The 24474-nt window shown below is 39.6% G+C and carries 26 protein-coding genes; 16 read left to right on the top strand and 10 right to left on the bottom strand.

Annotated features, from left to right (window positions below; all coding sequences use genetic code 11):
• Positions 1–3 precede the first annotated feature (3 nt).
• From PTUN_RS13035 to PTUN_RS13015, 5 genes are read left to right on the top strand one after another with little or no spacing between them, the layout of a single operon-like run.
• Entirely contained in the window at positions 4–969 is a 966-nt protein-coding gene (locus PTUN_RS13035) for a flagellar motor protein MotB (RefSeq protein WP_009837389.1), read from the top strand.
• Positions 970–981: 12 nt separating this feature from the next.
• The gene (locus PTUN_RS13030; protein WP_009837388.1) at positions 982–1767 is read left to right on the top strand and encodes a ParA family protein; all 786 of its coding nucleotides are present in this window, start codon (positions 982–984) and stop codon (positions 1765–1767) included.
• Positions 1764–2495 (top strand): chemotaxis protein CheW, encoded by a 732-nt coding sequence (locus PTUN_RS13025; RefSeq protein ID WP_009837387.1) that lies wholly within the window; start codon positions 1764–1766, stop codon positions 2493–2495. The genes PTUN_RS13030 and PTUN_RS13025 overlap by 4 nt, the downstream gene beginning before the upstream one ends.
• 29 nt (positions 2496–2524) lie before the next feature.
• Positions 2525–3016, top strand: coding sequence for a chemotaxis protein CheW (locus PTUN_RS13020; RefSeq protein WP_009837386.1), 492 nt, complete (start codon positions 2525–2527; stop codon positions 3014–3016).
• Positions 3017–3046: 30 nt separating this feature from the next.
• A complete protein-coding gene (locus tag PTUN_RS13015) occupies positions 3047–3445 on the top strand; it encodes a DUF2802 domain-containing protein (RefSeq protein WP_009837385.1) in 399 nt (132 codons plus the stop codon).
• On the opposite strand, the gene PTUN_RS13010 is transcribed toward PTUN_RS13015, so the two are convergent.
• Both PTUN_RS13010 and PTUN_RS13005 read right to left on the bottom strand, forming a co-directional pair.
• Complete coding sequence (locus PTUN_RS13010) at positions 3442–3738, bottom strand: EscU/YscU/HrcU family type III secretion system export apparatus switch protein (RefSeq protein ID WP_009837384.1); 297 nt, start codon at positions 3736–3738, stop codon at positions 3442–3444. The genes PTUN_RS13015 and PTUN_RS13010 overlap by 4 nt on opposite strands.
• A 4-nt stretch (positions 3739–3742) precedes the next feature.
• Entirely contained in the window at positions 3743–5596 is a 1854-nt protein-coding gene (locus tag PTUN_RS13005) for a hypothetical protein (RefSeq protein ID WP_009837383.1), read from the bottom strand.
• 109 nt (positions 5597–5705) lie between these two features.
• Here PTUN_RS13005 and ccmA point away from each other — a divergent pair, with 109 nt between their 5' ends.
• Genes ccmA through PTUN_RS12955 form a run of 10 tightly spaced genes read left to right on the top strand, consistent with a single transcriptional unit; the run spans position 5706 to position 13439 of the window.
• Positions 5706–6326, top strand: a complete 621-nt coding sequence (ccmA, locus tag PTUN_RS13000) for a cytochrome c biogenesis heme-transporting ATPase CcmA (protein ID WP_009837382.1) — start codon at positions 5706–5708, stop codon at positions 6324–6326.
• Positions 6326–7012, top strand: a complete 687-nt coding sequence (gene ccmB / locus PTUN_RS12995; RefSeq protein ID WP_009837381.1) for a heme exporter protein CcmB — start codon at positions 6326–6328, stop codon at positions 7010–7012. Before ccmA ends, ccmB begins: the two co-directional genes overlap by 1 nt.
• Positions 7013–7014: 2 nt before the next feature.
• Entirely contained in the window at positions 7015–7764 is a 750-nt protein-coding gene (locus PTUN_RS12990) for a heme ABC transporter permease (protein ID WP_009837380.1), read from the top strand.
• The gene (gene ccmD / locus PTUN_RS12985) at positions 7754–7957 is read left to right on the top strand and encodes a heme exporter protein CcmD (RefSeq protein ID WP_040643648.1); all 204 of its coding nucleotides are present in this window, start codon (positions 7754–7756) and stop codon (positions 7955–7957) included. Before PTUN_RS12990 ends, ccmD begins: the two co-directional genes overlap by 11 nt.
• Entirely contained in the window at positions 7954–8433 is a 480-nt protein-coding gene (ccmE, locus tag PTUN_RS12980) for a cytochrome c maturation protein CcmE (RefSeq protein WP_009837378.1), read from the top strand. Before ccmD ends, ccmE begins: the two co-directional genes overlap by 4 nt.
• A gap of 2 nt (positions 8434–8435) precedes the next feature.
• A complete protein-coding gene (locus tag PTUN_RS12975) occupies positions 8436–10421 on the top strand; it encodes a heme lyase CcmF/NrfE family subunit (protein WP_009837377.1) in 1986 nt (661 codons plus the stop codon).
• Entirely contained in the window at positions 10411–10983 is a 573-nt protein-coding gene (locus tag PTUN_RS12970) for a redoxin family protein (protein ID WP_009837376.1), read from the top strand. The genes PTUN_RS12975 and PTUN_RS12970 overlap by 11 nt, the downstream gene beginning before the upstream one ends.
• Positions 10980–11441 carry a cytochrome c-type biogenesis protein gene (locus tag PTUN_RS12965; protein WP_009837375.1) on the top strand — a complete coding sequence of 154 codons (462 nt, stop codon included), beginning with the start codon at positions 10980–10982 and terminating at the stop codon, positions 11439–11441. Before PTUN_RS12970 ends, PTUN_RS12965 begins: the two co-directional genes overlap by 4 nt.
• The gene (gene ccmI / locus PTUN_RS12960; protein WP_009837374.1) at positions 11441–12700 is read left to right on the top strand and encodes a c-type cytochrome biogenesis protein CcmI; all 1260 of its coding nucleotides are present in this window, start codon (positions 11441–11443) and stop codon (positions 12698–12700) included. The genes PTUN_RS12965 and ccmI overlap by 1 nt, the downstream gene beginning before the upstream one ends.
• Before the next feature lie 7 nt (positions 12701–12707).
• On the top strand, positions 12708–13439 hold the full coding sequence (locus tag PTUN_RS12955) for an MlaA family lipoprotein (RefSeq protein ID WP_009837373.1): 732 nt from the start codon (positions 12708–12710) through the stop codon (positions 13437–13439).
• 53 nt (positions 13440–13492) lie between these two features.
• Here the strand turns inward: PTUN_RS12955 and PTUN_RS12950 are convergent, their stop codons facing one another.
• On the bottom strand, positions 13493–14722 hold the full coding sequence (locus PTUN_RS12950; protein WP_009837372.1) for an EAL and HDOD domain-containing protein: 1230 nt from the start codon (positions 14720–14722) through the stop codon (positions 13493–13495).
• 288 nt (positions 14723–15010) lie between these two features.
• On the opposite strand from PTUN_RS12950, the gene putP reads away from it, so the two are divergent.
• Positions 15011–16501, top strand: a complete 1491-nt coding sequence (gene putP, locus PTUN_RS12945; protein WP_009837371.1) for a sodium/proline symporter PutP — start codon at positions 15011–15013, stop codon at positions 16499–16501.
• A 605-nt stretch (positions 16502–17106) separates the two neighbouring features.
• Here the strand turns inward: putP and PTUN_RS12940 are convergent.
• The 7 genes from PTUN_RS12940 to PTUN_RS12910 form a co-directional block, all read right to left on the bottom strand.
• Positions 17107–17958 (bottom strand): Tim44 domain-containing protein, encoded by an 852-nt coding sequence (locus PTUN_RS12940; RefSeq protein ID WP_009837370.1) that lies wholly within the window; start codon positions 17956–17958, stop codon positions 17107–17109.
• Positions 17959–18149: 191 nt separating this feature from the next.
• The gene (locus PTUN_RS12935; RefSeq protein WP_009837369.1) at positions 18150–18857 is read right to left on the bottom strand and encodes a DUF3379 family protein; all 708 of its coding nucleotides are present in this window, start codon (positions 18855–18857) and stop codon (positions 18150–18152) included.
• A gap of 1 nt (position 18858) precedes the next feature.
• Positions 18859–19413, bottom strand: coding sequence for a sigma-70 family RNA polymerase sigma factor (locus PTUN_RS12930; protein ID WP_040643647.1), 555 nt, complete (start codon positions 19411–19413; stop codon positions 18859–18861).
• Between the two features lie 98 nt (positions 19414–19511).
• Complete coding sequence (locus PTUN_RS12925; protein ID WP_009837367.1) at positions 19512–21131, bottom strand: BatD family protein; 1620 nt, start codon at positions 21129–21131, stop codon at positions 19512–19514.
• Entirely contained in the window at positions 21125–23038 is a 1914-nt protein-coding gene (locus PTUN_RS12920) for a vWA domain-containing protein (RefSeq protein ID WP_009837366.1), read from the bottom strand. The genes PTUN_RS12925 and PTUN_RS12920 overlap by 7 nt, the downstream gene beginning before the upstream one ends.
• Positions 23035–24021, bottom strand: coding sequence for a vWA domain-containing protein (locus PTUN_RS12915; protein WP_009837365.1), 987 nt, complete (start codon positions 24019–24021; stop codon positions 23035–23037). Before PTUN_RS12915 ends, PTUN_RS12920 begins: the two co-directional genes overlap by 4 nt.
• Positions 24014–24472 carry a DUF4381 domain-containing protein gene (locus PTUN_RS12910; RefSeq protein ID WP_009837364.1) on the bottom strand — a complete coding sequence of 153 codons (459 nt, stop codon included), beginning with the start codon at positions 24470–24472 and terminating at the stop codon, positions 24014–24016. The genes PTUN_RS12915 and PTUN_RS12910 overlap by 8 nt, the downstream gene beginning before the upstream one ends.
• Between the last annotated feature and the right edge of the window lie 2 nt (positions 24473–24474).

Here is a 24474-nt window from a genome sequence, read left to right as displayed (position 1 = left end):
GCCATGCGTCGCTATCGCCAGCTTACAATCTCCTCTGAAAACAACCATGTCGAAAGATGGTTGGTTTCTTATGCCGATTATATGACCTTGATGTTCGCACTTTTTGTGGTGCTATATTCATTAGCAATCACAAAAGAGGAGGAGTTTTCGGTTTTATCGGATTCCCTTGAAAGCATCTTTGTGCAACCTGAAATTCGTACTGAAGATGGTAGTGGAGTAAAGGGAGAGGGGTTGTTATTAAAAAACTCAGTTGAAAGTGAATTTAATTTATATGGTAATGCAATTACCGATGAAGAGCGCGGCCCTGAGTTAGTTGATGGTTTTGGCGATTTAGTTAATTTAAAGAAAAAAAGACTTGGTAGCCCTTTAGAATCGCTTAATCAAGAGCTAAAAACAGCGTTATTTGATCATATAGAGGCAGGTGAAGCTAAAGTTGAACTTGATCAAGATTGGTTAACAATAGAATTAAGCTCAGGTTTGTTATTTGGTAGTGGTAGTGCTGTTGCAACCTTGAATGCTAAAAAAGTCGTAAAAGATATTTATGAAATAGTGAAAAGTGTCGATAACTATATACGTATCAGAGGGTTTACTGACGATAGGCCAATTAATAATGAATTATTTTCATCAAATTGGCAGTTATCGGTGGCAAGGGCCACTGAAATGCTACTTCAATTAGAGCGCTTAGGAATTAACCCTGCACAGATGGCAATAGAAGGTTATGGAGAACATTCACCAACTAGCTCTAATGAAACAGAAGAGGGCCGAGCTGCAAATCGTAAAGTTGTCATTGCTTTGTCTAAATATGCTTTACCAGCAAAAGAAAATAAAGTGAGTCCAGAGGCAGTAAACCAAGAAACTGTTATAATTGAAGATGCTAAAGCACAAAAAGCCAACCCTGAAATAAAAGTGATAGAGTTACCTCATGGTGGGATACGTATCACTACCCGAGAAGAAGAATTAAATAAGTAGTAAGGACTGTTTTTGAAAATTTGGACTGTGGCTAATCAAAAAGGTGGGGTAGGAAAAACCACCACAACAGTAACCTTAGGCGGGATCCTTGCCTCACAGGGTAAAAAGGTATTGCTGATTGATACCGACCCTCACGCATCTTTAACTTATTATTTTGGCATTGACTCAGAACAATTAGAAATTAGTGTTTATGATATTTTTGCCCGTGGTAAAAATATGAAAAAAGAAGAGATTTTACAGTCTCTTTGCCCATCTTCTATGGAGAATCTTGATATATTGCCCGCGACGATGGCCATTGCTACACTCGACAGAAGTATGGGTAATAAAAATGGCATGGGATTATTACTCAAAAAAGCACTCGCCAAATTAGACAATGAATATGACTACGCTATTTTAGACTGCCCCCCTGTATTGGGTGTGCTGATGGTCAATGCATTAGCAGCCAGTGAACGAATTTTGATTCCCGTACAGACTGAGTTTTTGGCTCTTAAAGGGCTTGACCGTATGATGCGAACGATGGAGCTAATGCAAAGCTCTCAATCAAAAACTTACCAATATACAATAGTGCCAACTATGTATGATAAAAGAACAAAAGCGTCCTTAGAAGCTTATAAAACGTTACGTACTACTTATGGTGATAAAGTGTGGCCGGGTGTAATTCCAGTAGATACGAAATTTCGAGATGCAAGTTTAGCAATGAAAGTACCTAGTTTATTTTGTCCTAAGGCTCGTGGTGTTTATGCCTATGAGGCTTTGTTGAAATATTTAATGAAAATAAATGGTGAGGCTTCATTATGAGCAGGCAATTGTTTGCTAATGAAAAAGTAATGAAGCAATATTTAACCGCTTTGTTAAACGATGATGAGGTTTCTCAACTTTCTTCAAATTTAGATCCCGTTGCAAAGTTACTGCAGCAAGTTCAGCCAATTGCAACTGAGCCTAAAGTCAGTTCAAAAAAAATCACCGAAAAAGCTGAAAAAGTAATAGTTATAAACGAGCAGCAGAATCAAGCTATAACGGATACTGAGCTACAAACCCAAGCGGCTGTCCCTCCAATAAAACGTTATGATGATGAATATCGTCAGGGGGAATTTCAAGCGCTGTTTTTTAATGTTGCTGGATTAACGTTAGCCGTGCCACTTAAGTCATTAGGTGGCATTCATCAGGTTGGAGAATTGAATTCTATCTTTGGAAAACCAAGCTGGTTTAAAGGTGTGATGTTGCATCGAGAAGAAAAGTTAAATGCAATTGATACTGCTCGATGGGTAATGCCAGAAAAATATGACAAAACGCTAGAAGAAGCACTAAACTATCAATATCTTATTATGTTAGGTGATAGTCATTGGGGTTTATTAGCTGAAGGGCTGGTCAATAATATTACTTTGAAGAACGATGATATAAAGTGGCGAGAAAACTCAGGTAAGCGTCCTTGGTTAGCTGGCTTGATAAAAGAAAAAATGTGCGCTTTAGTTGATGTTGCATCATTAATCGAATTACTAGAAAAAGGTTTAGACAGCCAAGAATAATTCTGGGCTTTGCTAATAGGAGCATTCAAATGAGTCAAGATAGAATACTGTCAACAAAATCAGTTGATAATGATGAAGTTTTACAGTGGGTGACATTCCATCTAGAAGATGAAACATATGGCATCAATGTAATGCAAGTACAAGAAGTATTACGTTACACCGAGATAGCTCCTGTGCCTGGTGCACCTGTTTATGTATTAGGGATTATTAACTTACGCGGTAACGTTGTTACAGTAATAGATACTCGTGCTCGTTTTGGTTTGTCAGGAAACGATGTTACTGATAATTCTAGAATTGTAATTATTGAAGCAGATAAACAAGTCATTGGTATTTTGGTTGATAGTGTTGCAGAAGTTGTTTATTTACGTAGTTCAGAAATAGACAGTACACCAAATATTGGTACTGAAGAAAGTGCTAAGTTTATCCAAGGTGTCTCTAATCGCGATGGCGAGTTATTAATCCTAGTCGACTTAAACAAACTCTTGAATGATGAAGAGTGGGATGAGTTAAGTAATTTTTAGTGATTAATAGGGGCCTTGTGCTCAGTTCTTATGATATTTGAAGTATTGGTATTACTTAATTTAGCGATTAGTTTTTTTGCTTTTTATATGATTTTTAAAGGGAAAAAAAACTATCAGTTATTAATTGAAAAAAAGGATCAGGAATTAACCGCCCTTACTCAGCAAATGACTATTTTACGTAGTGAAATAGAAGAGGTGCGCGGTGGATTGTTAAGTATTGGTAAGCGTATTTTAAAGTTAGAGCATACGACAAAAGAGCTTATTGAAAACCAGCAAGAACTTAAGTTTGTTGATCCTGATTCAAAGATGTATTCACGTGCAGTAAAGATGGTTGAGCTAGGTGCGGATTTAGATGAGATCATCAAAGAATGTGAATTACCTCGTGCAGAAGCCGAGCTGTTGATTTCGTTGCATCAACAGAAAAATTAAGCCTGTATATTTAATTTATTGCTGAGTTGTTGCCAACCTGGAGGATACTTTCCTTGCAGGACATATGAAAAAGCAATTAACTCGGCGATGATTAAATAAAGCTCCCGTGGGATTTCCTGCCCAAGCTCCAATTGTTTTATTACATCACTGAGCCCTTCATCTTGGTGGATCAGTATGTTTTTCTCTTTAGCTAAAGCGAGTATCTCTTCTGCTAGTACGCCAAAGCCTTTAACTGAAACACTCGGCGCATTTTTCCCATCATATAATAATCCTATCGCTGCTTTTTGCGTCATAACCTTATACCTTTATGTTGATAATACTGTGTTCATTATAAAAATTTTGCTCATCAAGAGGGCTGTATTTTATAGTCATTTTCTCTATTTTTAGTCCTTGCTCGGTCAAGCGCTGCCTTAAACTGAGTAAATGCGGCTCTGCTTTTTGGCTCAAGAGCTCTGTTGAGGCGATAATGTCAAAATTAGCTGTTTTATCGAATAATTGTGCATGAGCTTGTAGTTGTCCTTCTGTGCCAAAATCAAAGTTTAGTCGAATAAACCAGATGGTTTTTGAGAGATTTTGTTGCTGTTCTTGTTGTTGATAATGGCCAATTTTAAGATGAGTTTGCTTAAGCTCACCCATCAAATGCATTGGCAAAAATAAGTGCAGCAAGGGATTATTATCTTGTAGTTGTTGAATTAATTGTTGATGGTTTTGCTGTAAACTGCTTTGGATCATCGCCAAATCAGTGAATAGGCCGGGTAATTGTGTCAGCTGTTGCTGCGCTTTAGTAAAGTCGATTTGATCTTTTGCAAATAAAGCCCCGATTAACTGATCAATTGCCTGTCGATTTGATGACATAAGTGACTGTTTTAGCTCCCCTTGTGTTTGTAAGGTGAGCAAACTGATTAATAATTCACTTAAGGCGTTTTCAAATACCAGCGGTGCTTGCTGACTGCTTAAAGCACTTGGTTGTAATAGCTTTAATAGCTCGGCTTGAATTTTATAAGGTGATAAGTTCGTTGGAGATATTAGGCGGCTAAACGCTTGATTGATGAGCTTATTCAGTTCTTGCGCTTCGGGTAAACCTGCTTTACTCAATTGTGATATTTTTTCAGCTGCTTGCTCAAAGATTGTCGCTTTATCTTGGGTATTACTGACTTGCCCAGAATGATGCTCATTGGTTTTTGTGGGGTCTGTTACTTGTTGTTCTATTTGTGTTTCAGGATGTTGAATTGCTCGCTCAGCAGTGGCGTTTTTGTTAAGTAATGGTATTTGAGCACCTAATGTTTGGTTTATTTGTTGGCTTGCGTTATGTGGTCTTAATTCATTTTGCTGTGTAATCGCTTTATTTAAGTTTAGTGTGATGGGTGTCGGCGTGATGGATAGTAAAAGCTGTTGTTGTTTTATACTCGCATTTATTGGTTGCCAGCCATGATTGCCTGTATTGTTCGATTTTAGATTCAATTCAATTTGGTTGTTATTCAGTTGCAGCGAGGCTTTGCCACCTGAGGTGATATTTATTTGTGCTTGGTTAAGTGCTTTGGCGAGTAAATCCATTAGTTTTTGAGTTGAAATGGGCCCAGAGAGTAACAATTGCCCGTTAAGACGATTATTTAACTCGGTGGTGAGTTGTCCATGAGCACTTTTGACTTCAAGTTGAAGTTTTGTATCTCCTTGAGCTGTCAAAACAGCAAGTTGTTGTGGTGATAACGATAAATACGCCTTCAACTGAGGCAATTGCAGCTGCTGGGAATGTAAATTGAATTCGGCATTAAAACTCACTTTGTTCTGCTGATTAGAAAATTCAGCTTGTGGTAATAGGCTGATTAGTTTTAGTAAATCTGCGGTGGTGTTTATTTTTAAACTCGAATTCAGCGCAGGGGTAATCACAATTTGTTGTAGATTGCCTTTTAAAACTAACACGCCTTCAGTTATCGGATTGTTTTGACCTGAAGCAGTATTGTTAACGGTTAAATTCAGTGGGCGCCATGCTTCGTTAATTTTGATTTCTGCACTTAGGGCTGGAGCAAGATAAGTCATGTTACGAATAGGGTAGGGATGTTCGGTTTTAAGGGTTTGCAACAGAGTAAATGAGCCATTTGCGGGCTTGAGCTGTTGCGAACTTGTTAGCGAAACCTCATTTATTTTTTGCATTTGTGTCTTAAATCAATCTTTAGCCAATTCTGAGATAAAGCTAACTTACGCTTTGCAATATCATTATGATAGACTACTGCCCTCTTTGGGGTATAGAGAAAGTTACTTTTTGTTAAATGTAGAATCAATCACTTGCATCAAACAAGAGCGCTGTTTGTTTGAAAATCTCTCTTTTGAATTAAAAGCTGGGGAGATTATGCAATTAGAAGGTCCAAATGGGGCTGGAAAAACATCATTATTGCGTATTCTTGCTGGTTTTTCTCGGCCAGAGCAAGGTCGACGGTTGTGGATGGGTGAGGATATTGCAAAACATGAAGAAGACTTCCTAGCCGAGCTACTTTACATTGGTCATAAAACTGGGGTTAATCCGCATTTAACAGCAATTGAAAATATTCAATTCTGGCAGCAAAGTCATGGTTATGTCCAAGTAGGTGATTACTATGCTTTACTTGCTAAACTTGGTTTGGTTGGACTCGAAGATGTGCCTGTTAGAATGCTGTCTGCTGGACAACAGAGACGAGTTGCATTAGCGCGTTTGTGGGTAAGCGATGCAAAACTTTGGATGCTAGATGAGCCTTTTACTGCGGTTGATAAAAAGGGCGTAGTATTATTACAACAGCAATTTAAGCAGCAGTTAGCGCGTGGTGGTTGTATTATTTTGACCAGTCATCAAGATTTGACCGAACACTTTACTCAATTAAAAACCTTAGTATTGGAGTATCGATTTTAATGCTCCGTCAATATTCTTATCGTCAGATATTCAGTGCTGTGTATAAAAAAGACCTGCGTTTAGCTTTTCGCCAGCGTTCTGAAATAATTAACCCTCTTTTGTTTCTCACTATAGTTATCAGCTTATTTCCATTAGGTGTGGGTCCTGAGCCTGCGCTACTTTCGCGTATGGCACCTGGTATTATTTGGGTTGCAGCTTTACTGGCTACTATGTTGAGTTTAGATAAACTTTTTCGAGATGATTATTTAGATGGTTCATTAGAACAACTATTGGTAAGTCCTTATCCTATGTCGTTGATTGTATCTGCCAAAATTGCAGCGCACTGGACAACAACCGGATTACCACTAGTCTTATTTTCACCTTTATTCGCCCTGTTACTGAATTTAGAAAGCCAAGCCTGGCAAGCGACCATTGTCACGTTATTAATTGGTACTCCATTATTGAGCTTAATTGGTGCCATTGGGGCAGGTTTAACTGTGGGTTTACAAAAAGGAGGGATTTTATTGAGTTTACTAGTCCTTCCGCTGTATATACCCGTATTGATTTTTGCTACTTCAGCTATTGATACCGCAGCGATGTCGCTTGCGTATAGTGGGCAGTTAGCAATCTTAGGAGCCATGGTTGCAGCTGCAATTGTGCTTGCTCCTATCGCCGTTTCATCAGCATTGAAAGTGAGTGTAAGTTAATTATGTGGAAGTGGTTACATCCTTACGCGAAAGCGGAGACAGCATATCGTTTGTGCAATGTATTTTTGCCTTATTTTGCCGTCGCAACAGTTGTATTACTCGTCGTAGGTTGGGTATGGGGGTTAGCGTACGCACCAGCCGATTATCAACAAAAAGATAGCTACCGTATTATTTTCATTCATGTGCCATCAGCTATTTTATCGATGGGTGCTTATTCATCGATGGCGATAGCTGCATTTATTGCGCTTGTTTGGCAAATTCGTAATGCCGAATTAGCTGTCATAGCCATTGCCCCTGTTGGGGCTGCAGTGACCGCTATCGCTTTAATTACGGGAGCCGCATGGGGTAAACCTATGTGGGGTGCTTGGTGGGTGTGGGATGCACGCTTAACTTCAGAACTCATCTTATTATTCTTGTACTTGGGTGTTATTTCGCTCTATCACGCTTTTGAAGATAAAGCTGCGGCTGGCCGTGCAGCCTGTATTTTGGCGTTAGTTGGGGTGGTGAATTTACCTATCATCCATTTTTCGGTGGAATGGTGGAACACCCTGCATCAAGGAGCAACTATCACTAAATTTGATTCATCAGCAATAGATAAATCAATGTTTTGGCCATTAATGGTCAACATTGCTTCGTTTGCCGCATTTGTTGGCACAGTGACCTTAATTCGATTAAAAAATGAAATTTTGTTGCGTGAAAAACACCGCCCCTGGGTGAGAGCGCTTGTAAGTGGAGATCACAATGCAGTTTAGTTCCTTCTCAGAGTTTTTCGCCATGGGCGGATATGGGTTTTATGTATGGCTATCTTTTGGTAGTTGTTTGTTGATTTTATTGGGGTTAGTTTTTTTCAGTGCCCGAGGGCATCGACAAACATTAAAATCAATCGCTGATCAATTAGGTCGAGAGCAGCGTATTAAACAAGCTCAACAAGGGGAGATGGTATGAACCCAAGACGTAAAAAAAGATTGTTTATTTTAGTTGCGATTTTATTTGGTATCGGCAGCGCCATTGGCCTGGTTTTATACGCTTTACAAGAAAATATTAATTTGTTTTATACCCCAAGTGAATTAATTGAAGGTAAAGGGCCGGATAAACAAAAACCGCATGTTGGTCAAAAGCTTCGTATTGGCGGCATGGTGGTGCCTGGCAGTGTGGTGCGTGATGAAAAGTCTTTGTTTGTTGAATTTAAACTGATTGATACCGGGCCACTGGTGACAATTCGTTATCAAGGTATTTTACCTGATTTGTTTCGTGAAGGTCAGGGCATTGTGGCTCAAGGTCATTTAACGTCTTTCGATACCATTGAAGCGTTTGAAGTGTTAGCAAAACATGATGAAGAATATATGCCTGCAGAAGTTGCTGAGGCGGTAAAAGGAATTAGACACGAAAAACCCGCTTACACTATACCAAAAGGGAATTAAACATGATCCCAGAGTTAGGTTTTTTGTCTTTAACAATCGCAATGGCGCTTTGTTTACTGTTGTGTATTTACCCTTTGTGGGGCGCGCATAGCGGTAATTTAAGGCTAATGCGAGCTGCGCCCGCATTGGCGGTTGGTCAATTTGTTTTTGTACTTTTATCTTATTTAGCATTAGTTTATGTCAGTTTACATGATGACTTTACCGTAGCGTATGTCGCAAATAACTCCAGCTCATCACTTCCTTGGTACTACAAAGTAACTGCAACGTGGGGAAACCACGAAGGTGCGATGTTAGTTTGGGTCTTAATGCAGTCAATCTGGACCGCATTAGTCGCGGTATTATCAAAATCATTGCCATGGTTATTAAGGGCTAGAGTATTGGGTGTCCTTGGCTTTTTAGGTGTTGGTTTTATGTCATATACCTTACTACTTTCAAGCCCATTTGAGTTACTACTGCCATATTATCCTGTTGAAGGTCGTGATTTAAATCCATTATTACAAGACCCCGGGATGATTATCCATCCACCGTTATTGTACATGGGTTATGTTGGTTTATCGGTTTCATTTGCATTTGCAATTGCAGCATTGATGACCGGCAAGCTTGATAATACATGGGCTAAATGGTCTCGTCCTTGGACTATGGCTGCGTGGGGATTTTTAACCTTAGGTATCACAATTGGTAGCTGGTGGGCATATTCAGAACTTGGTTGGGGTGGCTGGTGGTTTTGGGATCCTGTAGAAAATGCCTCACTGATGCCATGGTTAGTTGCCACTGCGTTACTGCATTCACTTTCTGCAACTGAAAAGCGTGGTGTGTTTAAGTCGTGGACTGTATTGCTTGCGATTGCTGCATTTTCATTAAGCTTGCTTGGCACCTTTATTGTGCGCTCAGGAATTATTGTTTCTGTGCATGCATTTGCAACCGATCCTGCACGTGGCGTATTTATCTTGGGCTTTTTACTTACTGTGGTTGGCGGTAGTTTATTACTCTATGTACTAAAAGTGTCTGATGTAAAAAGTGAGGGGCGTTATCAGTTCTTTTCTCGTGAAGTTGCACTTTGGTTAAATAACATTTTATTAGTAGTTGCCACATTAATCGTATTACTCGGTACTTTGTTACCGCTAGTACACAAAGAGTTAGGACTTGGTTCTATTTCTATTGGTACGCCGTTTTTTAATCAAATGTTTTCAATTTTGTTAGTGCCATTTGTTGTTTTATTAGCGCTGGGTCCAATGCTTCGCTGGAAACAAAATCAGCTCAAGTTTGTATTTAACAAATATGCATTTGCCCTAGTATTGAGTGTGATTATTGGTGCTGCTTGGTTGTTTTCGAGCTATGAAACTGTCGCGGTAATGACGTTTGTCGCCGTAGTATCAGCACTTTGGATTGTTCTAACTTCCCTAATAGATATCGCACTTAAATTTAAAGGAACAGTCAACTTTGCTGAAGGCTGGAAGAAATTAACCTTAAGTTATTGGGCTATGATTGCAGGCCATGTTGGGTTTGCTTTTGTCATTTCAGGGGTTGCTTTGACATCTGCTTATTCTGTTGAGCGTTCGGTTAAAATGGAGCCCGGTGAAAGTGTGTATCTCAATCAATATGAATACCGTTTTAATGGTGTTTATGCACTTAATGGTCCAAATTACACAGGCCATGCGGGTGAGGTTACGGTTCTTAAAGACCAAAAATTTGTTGAGATTTTACACGCCGAAAAACGTCTTTATACCGTGGGTAATCAGTTTATGACTGAAGCTGCCATTGATGCTGGATTTACTCGAGATTTATATTTAGCGCTTGGGGAACAATTTAGTAATGGTGCATGGTCTTTGCGTATTTATCACAAGCCTTTTGTGCGTTGGATTTGGCTTGGCGGTATTATTATCGCCTTGGGTGGCTTTTTAATTTTGTTTGATAAACGCTATCGTCGCAAAGTGACAATAGCTAATACACTCAATAATAAAAATGGAGACACTAATCATGCAGCGTAAGTTACTGTTAGCAACCCCATTAATTATATTTTTATTGTTGAGCATTTTTTTATTTAAAGGTTTGTTTTCAGACCCTCGAGTATTACAGACCGGGCGTTTAGGGCAGCCTATGCCAGAGTTTGTTTTACCAGACTTGATGCAAGCCGATAAGCAGTGGCGTAATACTGATTTATTGGGTGAAGTTTATTTACTGAACGTGTGGGGTACATGGTGTCCAACCTGTTTGGCAGAACTTGATTATTTAACTCAACTACGTGAAAAAGGCATTAAAATCGTAGGGCTTTATTATGAACAAGCTTATGACCCTGACTTTGGCGATCAATTTAGTCTACCAGCTTTACAAAAAGAAGTGACTCAAATGCTGGCACGCGCAGGGGATCCTTATCAATTTAACATGCTGGATTTACATCGTACCTTGTTGCTTGACTTGGGGGTGTCTGGTGCACCTGAAACCTTTTTAGTTGATAGTAAAGGGACGATTCTGTTACATCACACTGGTGATATTAACGAGCGTGTTTGGCGAGCAAAATTTGCTCCGGTTATTGCAGAGTTAACTCAATGAAATATTTAATCGCAATATTACTTAGTCTTGTTTCAACTTTTATAGTTGCGAGCGAAGATAAGTATCAATTTGAAACCAAAGAGCAGGCCTCGATTTTTTCTGAGCTCACTCATGAGTTACGTTGTCCAAAATGTCAAAATCAAAATATTGCTGACTCGGATGCGATCGTTGCAAAAGATTTACGAGACAAAGTATTAGTATTGGTTGAAGAGGGCAAGGGTAAGCAAGAAATTATTGATTATATGATTGATCGTTACGGCTACTTTGTTCACTACAAGCCACCGGTAACGGCTTCGACCTTAGTCTTGTGGGTATTGCCAGTATTATTTGTTGTATTTGGCTTTATTTCGATTTTATTGCGTCAGAAAAAGGCATCGAAAAACCAGCCTTGGACTGAGCAAGATGAAGCAACGTTAGTTCAGCTAATTGCTCAGTATCAACGCAAGGAGCCTAAATAATGACAGAGTTTTATATTTATGCCGTTATTTTAGTGATTTTAGGCTGTGGATTTGTTGTTTTACCTTTTATTCGTGAAGACAAACTCGCTTCGGTTGACCCGGGTAATAATGCAGAGCGCATTGATATTTATCAGCAACGATTAGCTGAGCTTAATCAGGAGCAGCAATACAATACTTTAACGCCCCAAGCGTATGAACAAGCAATTATTGAGTTAAAAAAACGCTTACTCAACGAACTCGCGCCTGAAAAGCAATTTAATCTCAAAGGTAATAATCGCGTATTAAGTTTGGTTGGCATTTTGTTCATGTTTAGCTTTAGTGGCATTTTTTATTATGCCATTGGTAGCCATCAACAAGTGCAAAGTTGGCATCAAGCGATTGAGCGTTTGCCTGAGTTAGGGCAACGAGCAGTGATGCAAACTGGTGAGCCGCTTACCCCTAACGAACTACAGCAATTTGCATTAGGCTTACGGACAAAACTTGCAACCAATGGTGATGATCAAATTGCATGGATGTTATTAGGGCGTGTAGCCATGTCTTTAAATGATTTTACCATGGGATTACACGCCTTTGAAAAATCACTTAGCCTGCAACCAGATAATAACACTGTTATGTTGAGCTTTAGCCAAGCGTTACTCGTTGAAGGCTCTGAAAACTCAATGAATAAAGCAGCTAAATTATTGGCGAAAGTTTTGCAAAAAGAGCCAACAAATATAGATGCTATTTCATTGCTGGCACTTATCGCTTATGAAAAAGAAGATTGGCTTGAAGCCAAGGCTGCTTTTGAATTGCTCCTAGCTTCAATGACCACTGATGATCCCCGTTATGCCATGATGCAAAGTCGTATTAGTGAAATAGAAAGTCATTTGCAAACCACAGTTAACAAAAACTCACAAACTAATCCTTTACAAGCGCCAAGTCTGAACGTCAAAATTCAGCTCGATAGCAGTTTGATTGGCCAAGTGCCAGCTAATGGTACTTTGTTTGTGTTTGCCAAAGCATTAAGTGGACCACAAATGCCTTTAGCTGTGGTAAAGCTACAGCAATTTGATTTACCACAAGTGATTGAGTTGAGTGAAAAAAACGCCATGATGCCATCGCTAACACTGGCAAATTTTCAGCAAGTGATTATCACAGCCCGTATTTCACTTGATGATAAAGTCGATTTAGCGTCAGGTGAGTTACAAGGGGTAAGTGGCACCATTGATTTATCACAAACCAATTCACTCGATTTAACGATTAACCAAGTGATTCAATAGAGGTCGCATGTTCAGAACCGCAGCAATGCTAGGGATTCTACTGATTTTATTCGGTTGTGCCCAAGTACCAGAAGAGAAAAAAGATGCTCGAGATCCCTTACAAGTACTAAATCGTCCGGTTTATGATTTTAATATGCAAGTGCTCGACGCGTATTTACTTCGCCCAGCTGCGGTTGGTTATGCCACAGTTACCCCACAACCTGTAAGATCAGGGATTGTGAATTTTATCGAAAATCTTCAAACGCCTATAGACACAGTTAATGCTGTCTTTCAGGGAAAACCCAGCAACGCTGGAGTCGGTTTAGCTCGGTTTTTGATTAATTCTACAGTGGGTGTTTTTGGTATTTTTGATGTTGCATCAGAAATTGGCTTAGAGCTGGTTAAAGAAGATTTTGGCCAAACCTTGGGTGTATGGGGAATTGGTGATGGTGCATATTTAATGTTACCAGCTATGGGGCCAAGTACCGCCCGTAATTTTACCGGTGATGTAGTTGATAATTTAGTTATTCCTCAGGTTGCGTTAAGCACACCTCAGAGTCTGATAGTGTTTGCTTTTAAAGCACTAGAAGCGAGGGCATCCTTAATTCCACAAGAAGGTTTGCTCAATGAGTCGCTTGATCCGTATATTTTTATGAAGGATATCTATTTTCAACGTCAATTATTTGAGCTGTATGATGGCAACCCACCGTTAAAACAAGAACCAGATAACTACGATGAAGATTTTCTAGAAAACTTATAAAATAAAAAGCCGCTAAATTTAGCGGCTTTTTTTATCCAAATTTTTGAACTCAGTTAAGCAACACCCGATACGGCTTGAAGTTGTAAGTTAGCCCATTGAACAGCGTCATGATAGGCATCAGGTACTTCTTTAGGGTCAAGCTTTAATTGTTCAATCAGCGTTGCTGCGTCAGTCCAATTGGCTTGCTCGTATAGTTTCACTAACGCTAAGTATTGCGCCAATACACCTTCGTTATTTAAAAGTGCATTTTTGATTTCATTTGAAAGAGGGAGCTTAGAAAGTGCGCTTTCCATGGTTTCATCTAAAATCGCGTCAATGAGTGACAGCATGCCTGCTAAAAACGCCATTGCAGTGTCTTTCATTTGGCCATGACTTTGCGCTAGCAGCTCAGCAAAACGAGCGCGTGTTAATGAAAGGCTCATTAATTCAATTGGTTTATTACTCGATACTTGCGCTGTAAATAACACAGAGAGGAACTTTTTCAGCTCTTCCGCTCCTAAAACAACTAACGCTTGTTTAATTGTGCTAATTTCTGCACGGCGTTTAAAAGCAGCAGAGTTGGTATAACGCAATAATTTATAAGATAAATTAACATCACGTTCGAATACTTCGGTAATTTTACGTAAGTTGATTTCGGCGCTTGAGGTTTCGTAGAGCAATTCGGCTAATGTAATTTCTGAAGGCGCGAGCGACTTACTTTGGATTACTTCTGGTTTTGAAAAGAAGTAACCTTGGAAGTAAGTAAAACCAAGCTGTTGAGCAATCTCAAATTGTTCATGAGTTTCAACTTTTTCAGCAAGGAATTTGATTGCCGGAAAATCTTTAATGTCATTGAGTATTTTAGAAATTTGTTCGACGCTGAGCGCTTGAAAATCAATTTTAATAATATCAATGTACGGGTAAAAGTGACGCCATACCGGATTGTGGATGTAATCGTCTAGCGCTAAGGTATAGCCTGCATCTTTGAGCTCTTTTACTAATGCTAATAGGCGTTTACCGGGCTGCACCGTTTCTAATATTTCGACTACGACTTGTTCAGGTGCTAATAAACTCGCGTAGCCTTTTTGTAAGGTTTCTAAGGTGAAGTTAATGAATGCGGGTTTTGTACCTGTGATGTCTTCTAAATTAAATTCAAATTGGCTTCCAGCAATGAGTTTGGTGGTTGCTTCATGACCATCGATGTTTGGGAAAACATTATCCAAGCCATCTCGAAACAATAATTCATAGGCAAACAAATTTTTATCTTTATCGAGTATTGGCTGTCTGGCTGCATAAAAATACATAAGCTGCGGACCTTTTTCCTAATCTTTATTCTTATTGATGAGGCATCAATATAAAAGATATGTAATTATTTTTCATTAATTATTTATGTAAAACCCATTCTTTAGGTGGGTAATTGCTTACATTAACTCAATTTTATCTTTGATCATGGTATATTGTAAGCACGGAATATGTTTCGTACCTTAAATCGAAAGATTTTTCTATAACTTAGCAGAGTTTAGACTACCTTCTGCCTAAAGTTCTAGTCAGAAGATTGCAATGACAACAATAACAATGCTTAGGAGGCAAATGTGGCAATTGGCACGCTAATTTCTTTAGCGATTTATTTTATCGTAATGTTAGGGATAGGTTTTTACGCTTATCGAAAATCCACCAGTGATGTATCAGGTTATATGCTAGGAGGCCGAAGTTTGAGCCCAAGTGTAACTGCATTATCAGCAGGTGCATCTGATATGAGTGGTTGGATGCTAATGGGTTTACCTGGGGCGATGTATATCACGGGGATCAGCAGCACTTGGATTGCAGTCGGGTTAGTAATTGGCGCGTTATTAAATTATTTAATCGTTGCGCCAAGATTAAGAACCTTCACCGAGGTTGCTAATGATTCAATCACTTTGCCAGATTTTTTTGAAAACCGTTTTGCCGATAATTCTCATATGTTGCGCTTGGTTTCATCGGTTGTGATTATTGTATTTTTTACTCTTTATACATCATCAGGGGTTGTTGCTGGAGGAAAATTGTTTGAATCCTCTTTTGGCTTAAGTTATGAGTTAGGTTTATATGTCACTGCTGGTGTGGTGGTGGTTTATACCTTATTTGGTGGTTTTTTAGCGGTCAGCCTTACAGACTTTGTTCAAGGTTGTATTATGTTTTTAGCCCTGATTTTAGTGCCTTTAGTCACTTTATTTGAAATCGGTGGGATTGAGGAATTAAATAATACTGTCGCCGCAATTAACCCAGAGATGCTCAATTTAGTCAGTGGCACAAGTCTTGTTGGAATTATTTCTGCAATGGCATGGGGCTTAGGTTATTTTGGTCAGCCTCATATTATTGTGCGCTTTATGGCAATCCGTTCCGTTGAAGATGTACCGACTGCACGTAACATTGGTATGAGTTGGATGATAGTGTCGATTATTGGTGCTGTTGCCACTGGCTTTGTAGGTATCGCCTACGTAGCCAAAACCGGCATGACATTAGATGATCCTGAAACAATATTTATTGTTTTATCACAATTGTTATTTCACCCGTTAATTGCTGGTTTCTTATTAGCTGCAATTTTGGCTGCTATTATGAGTACGATCTCGTCTCAATTGTTGGTGACTTCAAGCTCACTGACTGAAGATTTTTATAAAATATTTTTAAATGCTAATGCCTCAGATAAAGAGCAGGTCTTGGTTGGACGTATATCTGTATTATTAGTGGCTTTGGTTGCTATTTTCTTAGCCTATGATCGCGATAGTTCAATTTTAAGTTTGGTAAGTAACGCTTGGGCTGGATTTGGTGCTGCATTTGGTCCATTAGTTATTTTAAGCCTGTACTGGCGCAACATGACTGCTTGGGGGGCGCTATCAGGTATGTTAGTCGGTGCAGCAACAGTACTATTTTGGATTTATGCACCGTTATCAGTTGATGGCCAATCATTAAGTGCTTGGTTATATGAAATTGTGCCAGGCTTTATCTTATCGACTATCGCTATTGTGGTGGTCAGTAGACTTACGACAATTGATGATCCTAAAGTTGAACAGCAGTTTGAGCAAATGCTGGCAAAACATGGCAAATAAACAGCTAAACTAACTTAGCAAAGTTAGATTAGTTTAAAAGCCAACAGTCACCAAGACTGTTGGCTTTTTTATTTTAAAGAGTTACGAACATATATTTATCTTCATGATTTAAGTTCGTGCCTCGATTTTTATAATGCGTTGTTCATAACGATCACGTGGTATTTAATGATGAGCTCAACGGATAAAAAATCATTACTTAACCTAAACCACCTCAATGCTGGACAAAAATTTTATCTCATGACGCTATTTTCAAAGCTAATAGTTTTGATTAACGCGCCACTTCGTCTTGTTACCCCTGAATAATGTGGCTAGAAATGAGTAAGCTAGATATTTATCTTTAATTCAATCTGTTGATAAGTCTCTTATTGAGAACTGAGGTTAAATAACACATTAAGCTGCAGATTATCTAGATGAGAAAGGGAGTGTATGGTTATGTACTAACGGCGTAGCTCAGTTATTAGCTGCACGAGATTGAACATTTTAATAATCTAGCTAGGTGCTAAAGGCGGCTGTTAAACAAAATTTTTTTAGCTCTGGATGTAAAGCGAGATAAAACTTTAACTTAAATAGCACTTAAGGCGTAAACCTTAAGTGCTTAAAAATTGTTATGCGGCTTGGTCTTCAATGCCAACAATTAACCATGGGGCGTTGCTTTGACGCATATCGCGCTCTAAATGCCAAACTTCGTTGATCATTTCTTCTTGAGTATCACCTAAATCACGGTACTTACCTTTAAAGCGCACGCTTACTTCCCACAGAATTGGCGAGCTGTCAGCACGTGCTAATTCAGCGTCTAAGAATAATACTTCAGTCGCTACATCTGCCACATCAGCACGCTCTGCTTTTAATTCGTTAAATAACGCAGGGCTAACATATTCTTCAATCGTTGTTAGGTCGTTATTATTCCACGCTTTTTGTAAAGTATGATAATGATCACGTGCACCTTGCAAAAATGCAGTAGTATCAAAACCTGATGGTAAATTAAACGGCACGTGATCTTGGCTCGTTGCAAAACCACCAGTGGTATTTTCACGGTATTGTGGCGTTTGCTCAACAGGGTTTATCGATGGACCGCCTGCAGGCATTGGCTGAGATTGGCGATTTTTTGCCATCACCATTTTCACAACTTTGAAAATAACAAACGCAAGTAATGCCATAAGTAGCATATCCATGATTTGTAAGCCTTCAAAATCTCCACCTAACATAGTTGCTATCAAGCCACCCACCAGTAAGCCACCTAAAATGCCGCCCATAATACCTTTTTTACTTGAGCTTTTTGCTGCGGTTGCCGCTGGCGCTGCAGCAGTATTGTTTGGTTGATCTGCTTGTTGTTTTTGCTGGCTAGTTTGTTGGGTTTTACCCGTTGATTTACTGCCAAATTTCTTACGTGCATCCACATCGAATGATGTAGAGAATAACACTGCAAATAAGGTGAAAATTATAAAGAATTTTTTCATTGCTCTGCCTTGTCTAAAACAATTAATTAAGGACAGATTGTAGGGAGTCGGGGAGTGAAGTCAATGTTTGAAGTGATATTTATCTTATTGTTTTAAAACAATTAAAATAGATTAATCTTGCGTTAAATTTAATCTAAATTTAAGCGTTACCCAGAGTAAAAATAAGCTATTTACTCTGGGATAAAGAAAGTCTAAATTTTCCACATCAAGTTTTCTTTAACTTGTTGTTGGTATTTAGGTAAGTTATCTGCTTTTTCAGCCAGCATAATTACATTTGCAAAATGGGTTTGTAAAATCGTGCCTTTAAATTGTTGATCGGAAAATTCAGATACCGATTCTCTGGTATTGTCTTGGGGCACAATAAATAAAGTGACAGGGCCAGTTGCTGAATTAAATACTAAATGCAACCCTTTTTGGCCTTTAAAATCACAAATCGTTAAAAAGCTAATCTCGCCTGGTAGCTCATTTAGTTGACCGCCAAATGAAGCGAGTTTGGCGTTAACTTGGTTTAAATCAAATCGCCTATCTTGCATCTTGATTGATGCAATTTCATGATAAAGATGGTCAAGTGCGTGTTGCTCAAGGTTAAGCGGTGCGGCCGAATTATAGAGATTAAAAATGATCCCAAAAGCAAAGGCGACAGAAGCTGCGATAGCTAAATGGGCTCGTGCCCTACGTTTTTGACTTCGATGTTCACTAAATGACTGATTTAAAATAATACGCTCAGCTAAGTTATCCGGTACTTCGATATTCAGCGCTTGTTCTAACCGTTTATCTAACGATTGAAGGTCGGCAACTAACTTTTCTCGCTGTGCATCTTGAGCTACATAGCTGCTTAATTGCTCATCAAGCTCATTTGGATCAGCATAAAGGCGGCGACGAAATTCTAATTCATCCATGTTATTTTACTCCTCTATGTTGTTCGATTGGTGAAGTTAACGCATCTTTTAGTTGGGAGCGCGCGCGAAAAAGTCGGGTCATAACGGTGTTTTTATTCAAATCCAAAATAGTTGCAATCTCATCCCCAGAGCACCCCATGACCACTTGCAATAATAAAGGCTCGCGATACTCTTCAGGTAGTGCTTGGATTTGGCGCTGGATCATGGTTTGTTCCATCGTTTGCTCTAGTGTAAAACTATGATCATCAACCAGATGATCTTGTTCAACATCGGAGTAATCAAATTGTTTACGTTCAAACCGCCTTGCATTTTCGCGGCGTAAGATAGTAATAAGCCAAGCTTTTGCAGCATACTGATCGAGCAAAGAATCTAACGATTTCCAAGCCCTTAAAAACGTTTCTTGTACTAAGTCATCGGCCACGCTGTGGTCTTGGCATAACCAATAGGCAAAGCGGTATAATTCTTTGTGATACACCTGCACGAGGGCTTCGTATCGTTTCTGTTTATTTGTCATATCTATTAAGACCTGACGATCAGAATTTTTCTTTCCAAACATGCGTTTTTTCTTATTTATCTGATATGACATTAGTATTGCACCAAGCAGGGCACAAGCCAAGCTTGGTGCTTGCTTAAGGGTTGGCCCTTAAGCAATGTTTAATAAAGCGGTTTTAGTTTTGCAGCTGTATGAGTCTTTGAAGTGGGGACTTGTTTCAATAACTTAAGTAAGGCAGTTAAATCGACAGCGCCTTTTTCGCTACTGTATAAGCTTGCTTGGAGCTGGCTAACGAGAGAGGCAAGTTCAGGTGATTGATATGATTCAACAAATGAGCTTAAGTTTGCTTGCTCTGCGCCATAGCGTACCTTGATTAACTGTAACAATAGCTGATAAAACAAGTGGTTGTTTTTATCGCGTGCCGCTTGATTAAGCTGTTTTAATACCGTTTGTTCATTGTCTGCAGTTGGCTCAGCTACTTCTTTTGATGCGGCTGAGGTTTTACTGCGTTTTAGCCAAACGATTACTAGCGTAACTAACCATAAAATATAACCACTACTGACCAATAACCAGTTAGTTGGGTCACTACCCATTACAGAGGGTTGCACTGGTGGTATTGTGCTTGATGCTGTTTCTAATGTATTTATAGGCGTTTTTATAGGTTCTTGGCCTGTGCCGGTTACCGTTATGGTGCGAGTCGGTAAGGTGGCATATTCAATGCGATTTACCACGGTATTAAACCAAGGGATTTTTACTTCAGGTAAGGTATAGGTACCCGGTTTTTGAGGTAGTAAAGCAAACGATTCTACTCGTTGTGAAATTACTCGGCCATCACGCACGCTGTGGTTATTGTCGGCTTGATCTGGGTATGAGCGGATCCCTTCTATTTCTGGGGTTACAATTTTAGGTAATTGTTCTTTAGTGATGCCAAGTGCCGTTAAGGTAATAGTTCGAGTAATTGGTGTGCCTACTTCAACGGTGTTTTCTTCTGGTTGCCATTGTTCATGTAATGAAACCAGTTCACTCGGTAGCCAATCGCCTTGATAGTTAGCAGGCATAGGCTTGACCGTAAGCTTGGTATCTTCGGCAATTGCAGAGGCGGCAATTGCACGATAGTTTTCTTGAATACGGCCATTAAAAGCAGGCGCTGTAATGGTAAATTCACCACTTTTTTGTGGTTGAACTAAATAATCTCGGCTTACGACCAAATAACGTTTACCGTTAATAATTTCAGTGCTTTCAACTTGTTTGCCTAATTGCGAGATTTGCGCATTATCCATCATCGGGCTTGAAAGCTGGCCATCACGCAGTTCTTTGGCTAGAAATAGTTTTACGTTGTAAACACCAGCTTGCTGAACATATAACGACTCAGGTTTTAAGCTGGTTTCAATATAAATATCATCGCCTTGCTTAGTTGTATCTTGCGCCACTACGCTTAGGGTATAAGGCTGTGATTGCACGCCCTTGAGTGTAAAAGCAGGAATCGTAAATTGCCCGCTTTTGCGCGACATTAATTCAATTTGCCAAGTGGTCTTTTTAGAAATACTACCGTTAATAATACTGGTATGGTTACTGACACTAGTAGGTCCTACCACAAAATCTCTTAATAATGCACTGGTATCAGGCTGATCACCTTGCACACTATCATCGGCTTGTAAGGTTAATACAAAAAACTCACCCTGTAATACCGGATTTTGGCTCACCGAAGAATCGAGTCGAGTTAGGGCAAACACATTGTGTGAGCAGATTAATAATAGTAATAAAATACAACGCATTACCATGATTTTTTAACTCCTTGAGGGCTTTGGTTGCGGCCACGGTTTTGATATTCCAACTGCATTTTGTTTCTTAATAAAATAGATGGGTCATCGGGTACTTTACGTAGTAACTGGCTCAGTTGTTGCGCTTTTTCACGTTCTTCGGCGGAAAGTGGAGTCGGTGTCACTTCCATTTGTTGACCTTGTTTATTTTCATCAGAGGCGTCTTTTTGATCATCGTCTTGCTGAACTTGCATTTGTTTTTGCGCTGAATCGTCAGACTTTTCATCAGATTGTTCTTGTGCTTGTTGTTTAGCTTGCTCTTCTTGGGTTTTTGCTTGCATTTCGGGCTGATTTTTCTCATCCGAATTTTTTTGTTGTTCGCTTTGTTGCCCATCTTCAGATTGCTGTTGATCGGACTTTTGCTCTGATTGCTTTGACTCATCCGATTGCTGCTCAGAATTTTGCTGTTCTGAGTTTTTTTGATCTGAGTTTTGTTGCTCAGATTGTTGCGAGTCTTGCTTATCTTGCTGGTTTTGATCTGAATTATTTTGCTCTGATTGTTCTGGGTTTTGTTGCTGTTGTTGATCTTTTAACAGTTTTTCGAGTAATTCTTTATTTTCTTTGGCCGCATTAAAACTAGTATCAAGATTAAGTGCAGCTTGGTATTTTTCAATTGCGTCAGGTAATTTACCAAGCTGTGCTAAGGCATTTGCTTGGTTGTATAAGCCTTGTGCAGAATTATCTTGGCTAAACTCAGCAAGCGCTTGTTCGTATTCCCCTTGTTTATACAGTGCAGCGCCTTTTAACTGAGGGGTGTCAGCTTGGCTTGCCTGTTTAAAATCACCTTGTTGATAAGCTTGTAAGGCTTTTTGTTCTTCATTTTGCCACAGGTTTTGCCAATCGAGCGCAAATGACTTTTCGGTTGGCAGTAAAAGCACAACAAAACAAATACTGAGCACTTGATTGCGTTTGAGTAGTAATAGCGCAAGCGGAAGCAGGAACAGCATTAAATAAACACCACCATCTAAGCGTGCTAAGGTGTGGTTTTGTTCAGATTGGCTGAGGGTTTCTTCCCCTTTGCTTTGATTAAATTGATTAATATCTTCATTGGAGGCGCTGTAGCTGGCAAATTGGCCTGAGCCGCGTTTTGCTAGTTGTTTAAGTGTAGTGAACTGTGCCTTTGGCACCACAATTTGGCCATAGTTATCTTTTAAAAAACCGCCTTGTGGTAATTCAATTGGTGCGCCTTGCTCAGTCGCTACAGCATACACATGTAAGTGATGGCCCGATTGCAGCGCAAACTCTTGCACACTTGAAAGATCTTCACTATCAATCCCATCGGTTACTAAAATAATATCGCCACTTAAATAACCCGCTTGGCTGAGTAGTTCATTTGCGGTCGTTAAGCCTGCCATTACATTCGAACCCTTGGTCGGCATAATGTCTGGGCTTAAACTTGGAATTAAATTACTGAGGGTACTGGCATCGCTAGTTAATGGTGAAATCACATATGCATCGGCAGCATACGCAACTAATGCGGTTTCGCCTTCTTTAAATAGCTCAATCATATCGAGTGCTTTAAAGCGCGCTTGGCTCAAACGGTTAGGTTTGATATCAGTGCTATACATTGATAACGACATGTCCATAACAATAACACGCGCTTGTTTTGCTTGGTAAATTGGGATTTGTTGTTGCTGCCAACTAGGGCCTGCAAGTGCCACTATCGCAAGAGTTATAAATACAATGAGTAACCAAGGAGATTGCCTATGTGTTTTTGGTTGCTCAGCTAAAATAAACTGTGCTAGATGCGGCGCAATGAGAGGTTGTTTGCGGCTATGGTGTTGTTTTTGGAAATAAAGCGCTAACGCCAACGGCAATACAGCGACTAAAAGCCATAAATAGTCTGGGCGGATAAATTCAAATGTCATTCATTTATCTCCTTTTTAACCATAACAAAGTACGGTTTTAGTAATGCTAAGGTCAAAATAAATAAAGCAATTAATAACGGATAGAAAAAGAGAGCCGTTTGAGGGCGAAAGGTTTGCGTATCTGATGCAATCGGTTCTAGCTTATCAAGCTCTTGATAAATCTGTTGTAAGCTTGCCACGTCGGTTGCTCTAAAATATAAACCACCGGTCTCAGTTGCAATCTTTTGCAATAAGCTTTCATCTAACGAACTGGACCCCGACATACTAAAGAGGTTGAAGCGATTACCACCTTGTGAGCCCACGCCAACGGTGTACACTTTGATGCCTTCTTCGCGAGCCAGTAACAGTGCTTCTTCAGGAGCAAGATTGCCCGCAGTATTTTCACCATCGGTTAGCAAAACCAAAATTCGGTTGCTGTCTTGTTTTTGCGAAAAACGTTTTACTGCTAAACCGAGCGCATCACCAATGGCTGTTGCTCTACCTACTAAGCCAATTTGCGCTTCTTCTAGCATTTTACTCACGGTGTTTAAATCTCGGGTGAGTGGAGTTTGTAAAAAAGCAGTATCACCAAACAAAATTAATCCTAGACGGTCGCCTTGGCGTTGTGCAATAAAGTTTTTTAATACCGCTTTTACCATAGATAAACGGTCAACATAACGGCCCTGATAAGCCATATCTTGTTCAACCATGGAGCCTGATAAATCTACAGCAAGCATGATGTCACGGCCTTCATTGGGAAGGCTAATGGGTTCACCTAACCAGCGAGGATTACTTGCACCTAGGCACAAACAAAGCCAAAACAACCACATTAAAATTGAGCTGCGTTGTTTAACTGAATGACTACCTGATGGTGATAACAGAGGGTTTGCACTAAAACTGGCAATTCTGAGCGTAAGTTGCTGAGATTGGTTTTGGCTAAAACGTTTCACCAACCAAGGCAGAGGCAATAATAACAGCATCCAAGGCCAACTAATTTCAAACATGATAGTGCCCTCGGGTTTTAAAGTGTTTGATAGCCGCAAGATAAGCTGTTTTTAGCTGGATAAGCGTTGTATTGTCTAAGTGTGCTTGGTAGATGCTTTGCAACTGCTGCGGATTTAACTCGCTTTGACAGTGTTGTTGTAAAAAATCACACCAAGCTTTACCACTCAATGAGGCGACGCTTGTGCCGTAATAATGTTGAGTGAGTCGTTTTAAAATAATATTGAGTTGCTGTAAATCACTCATCTGATTATTGGTTAATGTGTTACTCAGTGCTATTGCTTCGCGTTTGGCGCTGTTATGGCGAAAAATAATGCGCCAATAAAGAAAAACACTGAGTATTAAAATGAGGCTAACGGCTATTACCAACCACCAAGCAGGGCTTAATGGCCAAAAAGGCACGGTCGTTGGGGCGATGATATCGTTTAAATTGTCTAAAGGAGAGGCATTCATGG

Origin of the sequence: Pseudoalteromonas tunicata, assembly GCF_002310815.1 — a bacterium.
Taxonomy (GTDB): domain Bacteria; phylum Pseudomonadota; class Gammaproteobacteria; order Enterobacterales; family Alteromonadaceae; genus Pseudoalteromonas; species Pseudoalteromonas tunicata.
The sequence above is the reverse complement of the archived record's forward strand: the minus strand, read 5'-3'. Positions and strand labels throughout refer to the sequence as shown.

Coding starts and splice junctions, on each gene's coding strand:
- PTUN_RS13035 (WP_009837389.1), top strand. CDS start 4: ATGCGTCGCTATCGCCAGCTTACAATCTCCTCTGAAAACAACCATGTC.
- PTUN_RS13025 (WP_009837387.1), top strand. CDS start 1,764: ATGAGCAGGCAATTGTTTGCTAATGAAAAAGTAATGAAGCAATATTTA.
- PTUN_RS13020 (WP_009837386.1), top strand. CDS start 2,525: ATGAGTCAAGATAGAATACTGTCAACAAAATCAGTTGATAATGATGAA.
- PTUN_RS13015 (WP_009837385.1), top strand. CDS start 3,047: ATGATATTTGAAGTATTGGTATTACTTAATTTAGCGATTAGTTTTTTT.
- PTUN_RS13010 (WP_009837384.1), bottom strand. CDS start 3,738: ATGACGCAAAAAGCAGCGATAGGATTATTATATGATGGGAAAAATGCG.
- PTUN_RS13005 (WP_009837383.1), bottom strand. CDS start 5,596: ATGCAAAAAATAAATGAGGTTTCGCTAACAAGTTCGCAACAGCTCAAG.
- ccmB (WP_009837381.1), top strand. CDS start 6,326: ATGCTCCGTCAATATTCTTATCGTCAGATATTCAGTGCTGTGTATAAA.
- PTUN_RS12990 (WP_009837380.1), top strand. CDS start 7,015: ATGTGGAAGTGGTTACATCCTTACGCGAAAGCGGAGACAGCATATCGT.
- ccmD (WP_040643648.1), top strand. CDS start 7,754: ATGCAGTTTAGTTCCTTCTCAGAGTTTTTCGCCATGGGCGGATATGGG.
- ccmE (WP_009837378.1), top strand. CDS start 7,954: ATGAACCCAAGACGTAAAAAAAGATTGTTTATTTTAGTTGCGATTTTA.
- PTUN_RS12975 (WP_009837377.1), top strand. CDS start 8,436: ATGATCCCAGAGTTAGGTTTTTTGTCTTTAACAATCGCAATGGCGCTT.
- PTUN_RS12970 (WP_009837376.1), top strand. CDS start 10,411: ATGCAGCGTAAGTTACTGTTAGCAACCCCATTAATTATATTTTTATTG.
- PTUN_RS12965 (WP_009837375.1), top strand. CDS start 10,980: ATGAAATATTTAATCGCAATATTACTTAGTCTTGTTTCAACTTTTATA.
- ccmI (WP_009837374.1), top strand. CDS start 11,441: ATGACAGAGTTTTATATTTATGCCGTTATTTTAGTGATTTTAGGCTGT.
- PTUN_RS12955 (WP_009837373.1), top strand. CDS start 12,708: ATGTTCAGAACCGCAGCAATGCTAGGGATTCTACTGATTTTATTCGGT.
- PTUN_RS12950 (WP_009837372.1), bottom strand. CDS start 14,722: ATGTATTTTTATGCAGCCAGACAGCCAATACTCGATAAAGATAAAAAT.
- PTUN_RS12940 (WP_009837370.1), bottom strand. CDS start 17,958: ATGAAAAAATTCTTTATAATTTTCACCTTATTTGCAGTGTTATTCTCT.
- PTUN_RS12935 (WP_009837369.1), bottom strand. CDS start 18,857: ATGGATGAATTAGAATTTCGTCGCCGCCTTTATGCTGATCCAAATGAG.
- PTUN_RS12930 (WP_040643647.1), bottom strand. CDS start 19,413: ATGTTTGGAAAGAAAAATTCTGATCGTCAGGTCTTAATAGATATGACA.
- PTUN_RS12925 (WP_009837367.1), bottom strand. CDS start 21,131: ATGGTAATGCGTTGTATTTTATTACTATTATTAATCTGCTCACACAAT.
- PTUN_RS12920 (WP_009837366.1), bottom strand. CDS start 23,038: ATGACATTTGAATTTATCCGCCCAGACTATTTATGGCTTTTAGTCGCT.
- PTUN_RS12915 (WP_009837365.1), bottom strand. CDS start 24,021: ATGTTTGAAATTAGTTGGCCTTGGATGCTGTTATTATTGCCTCTGCCT.
- PTUN_RS12910 (WP_009837364.1), bottom strand. CDS start 24,472: ATGAATGCCTCTCCTTTAGACAATTTAAACGATATCATCGCCCCAACG.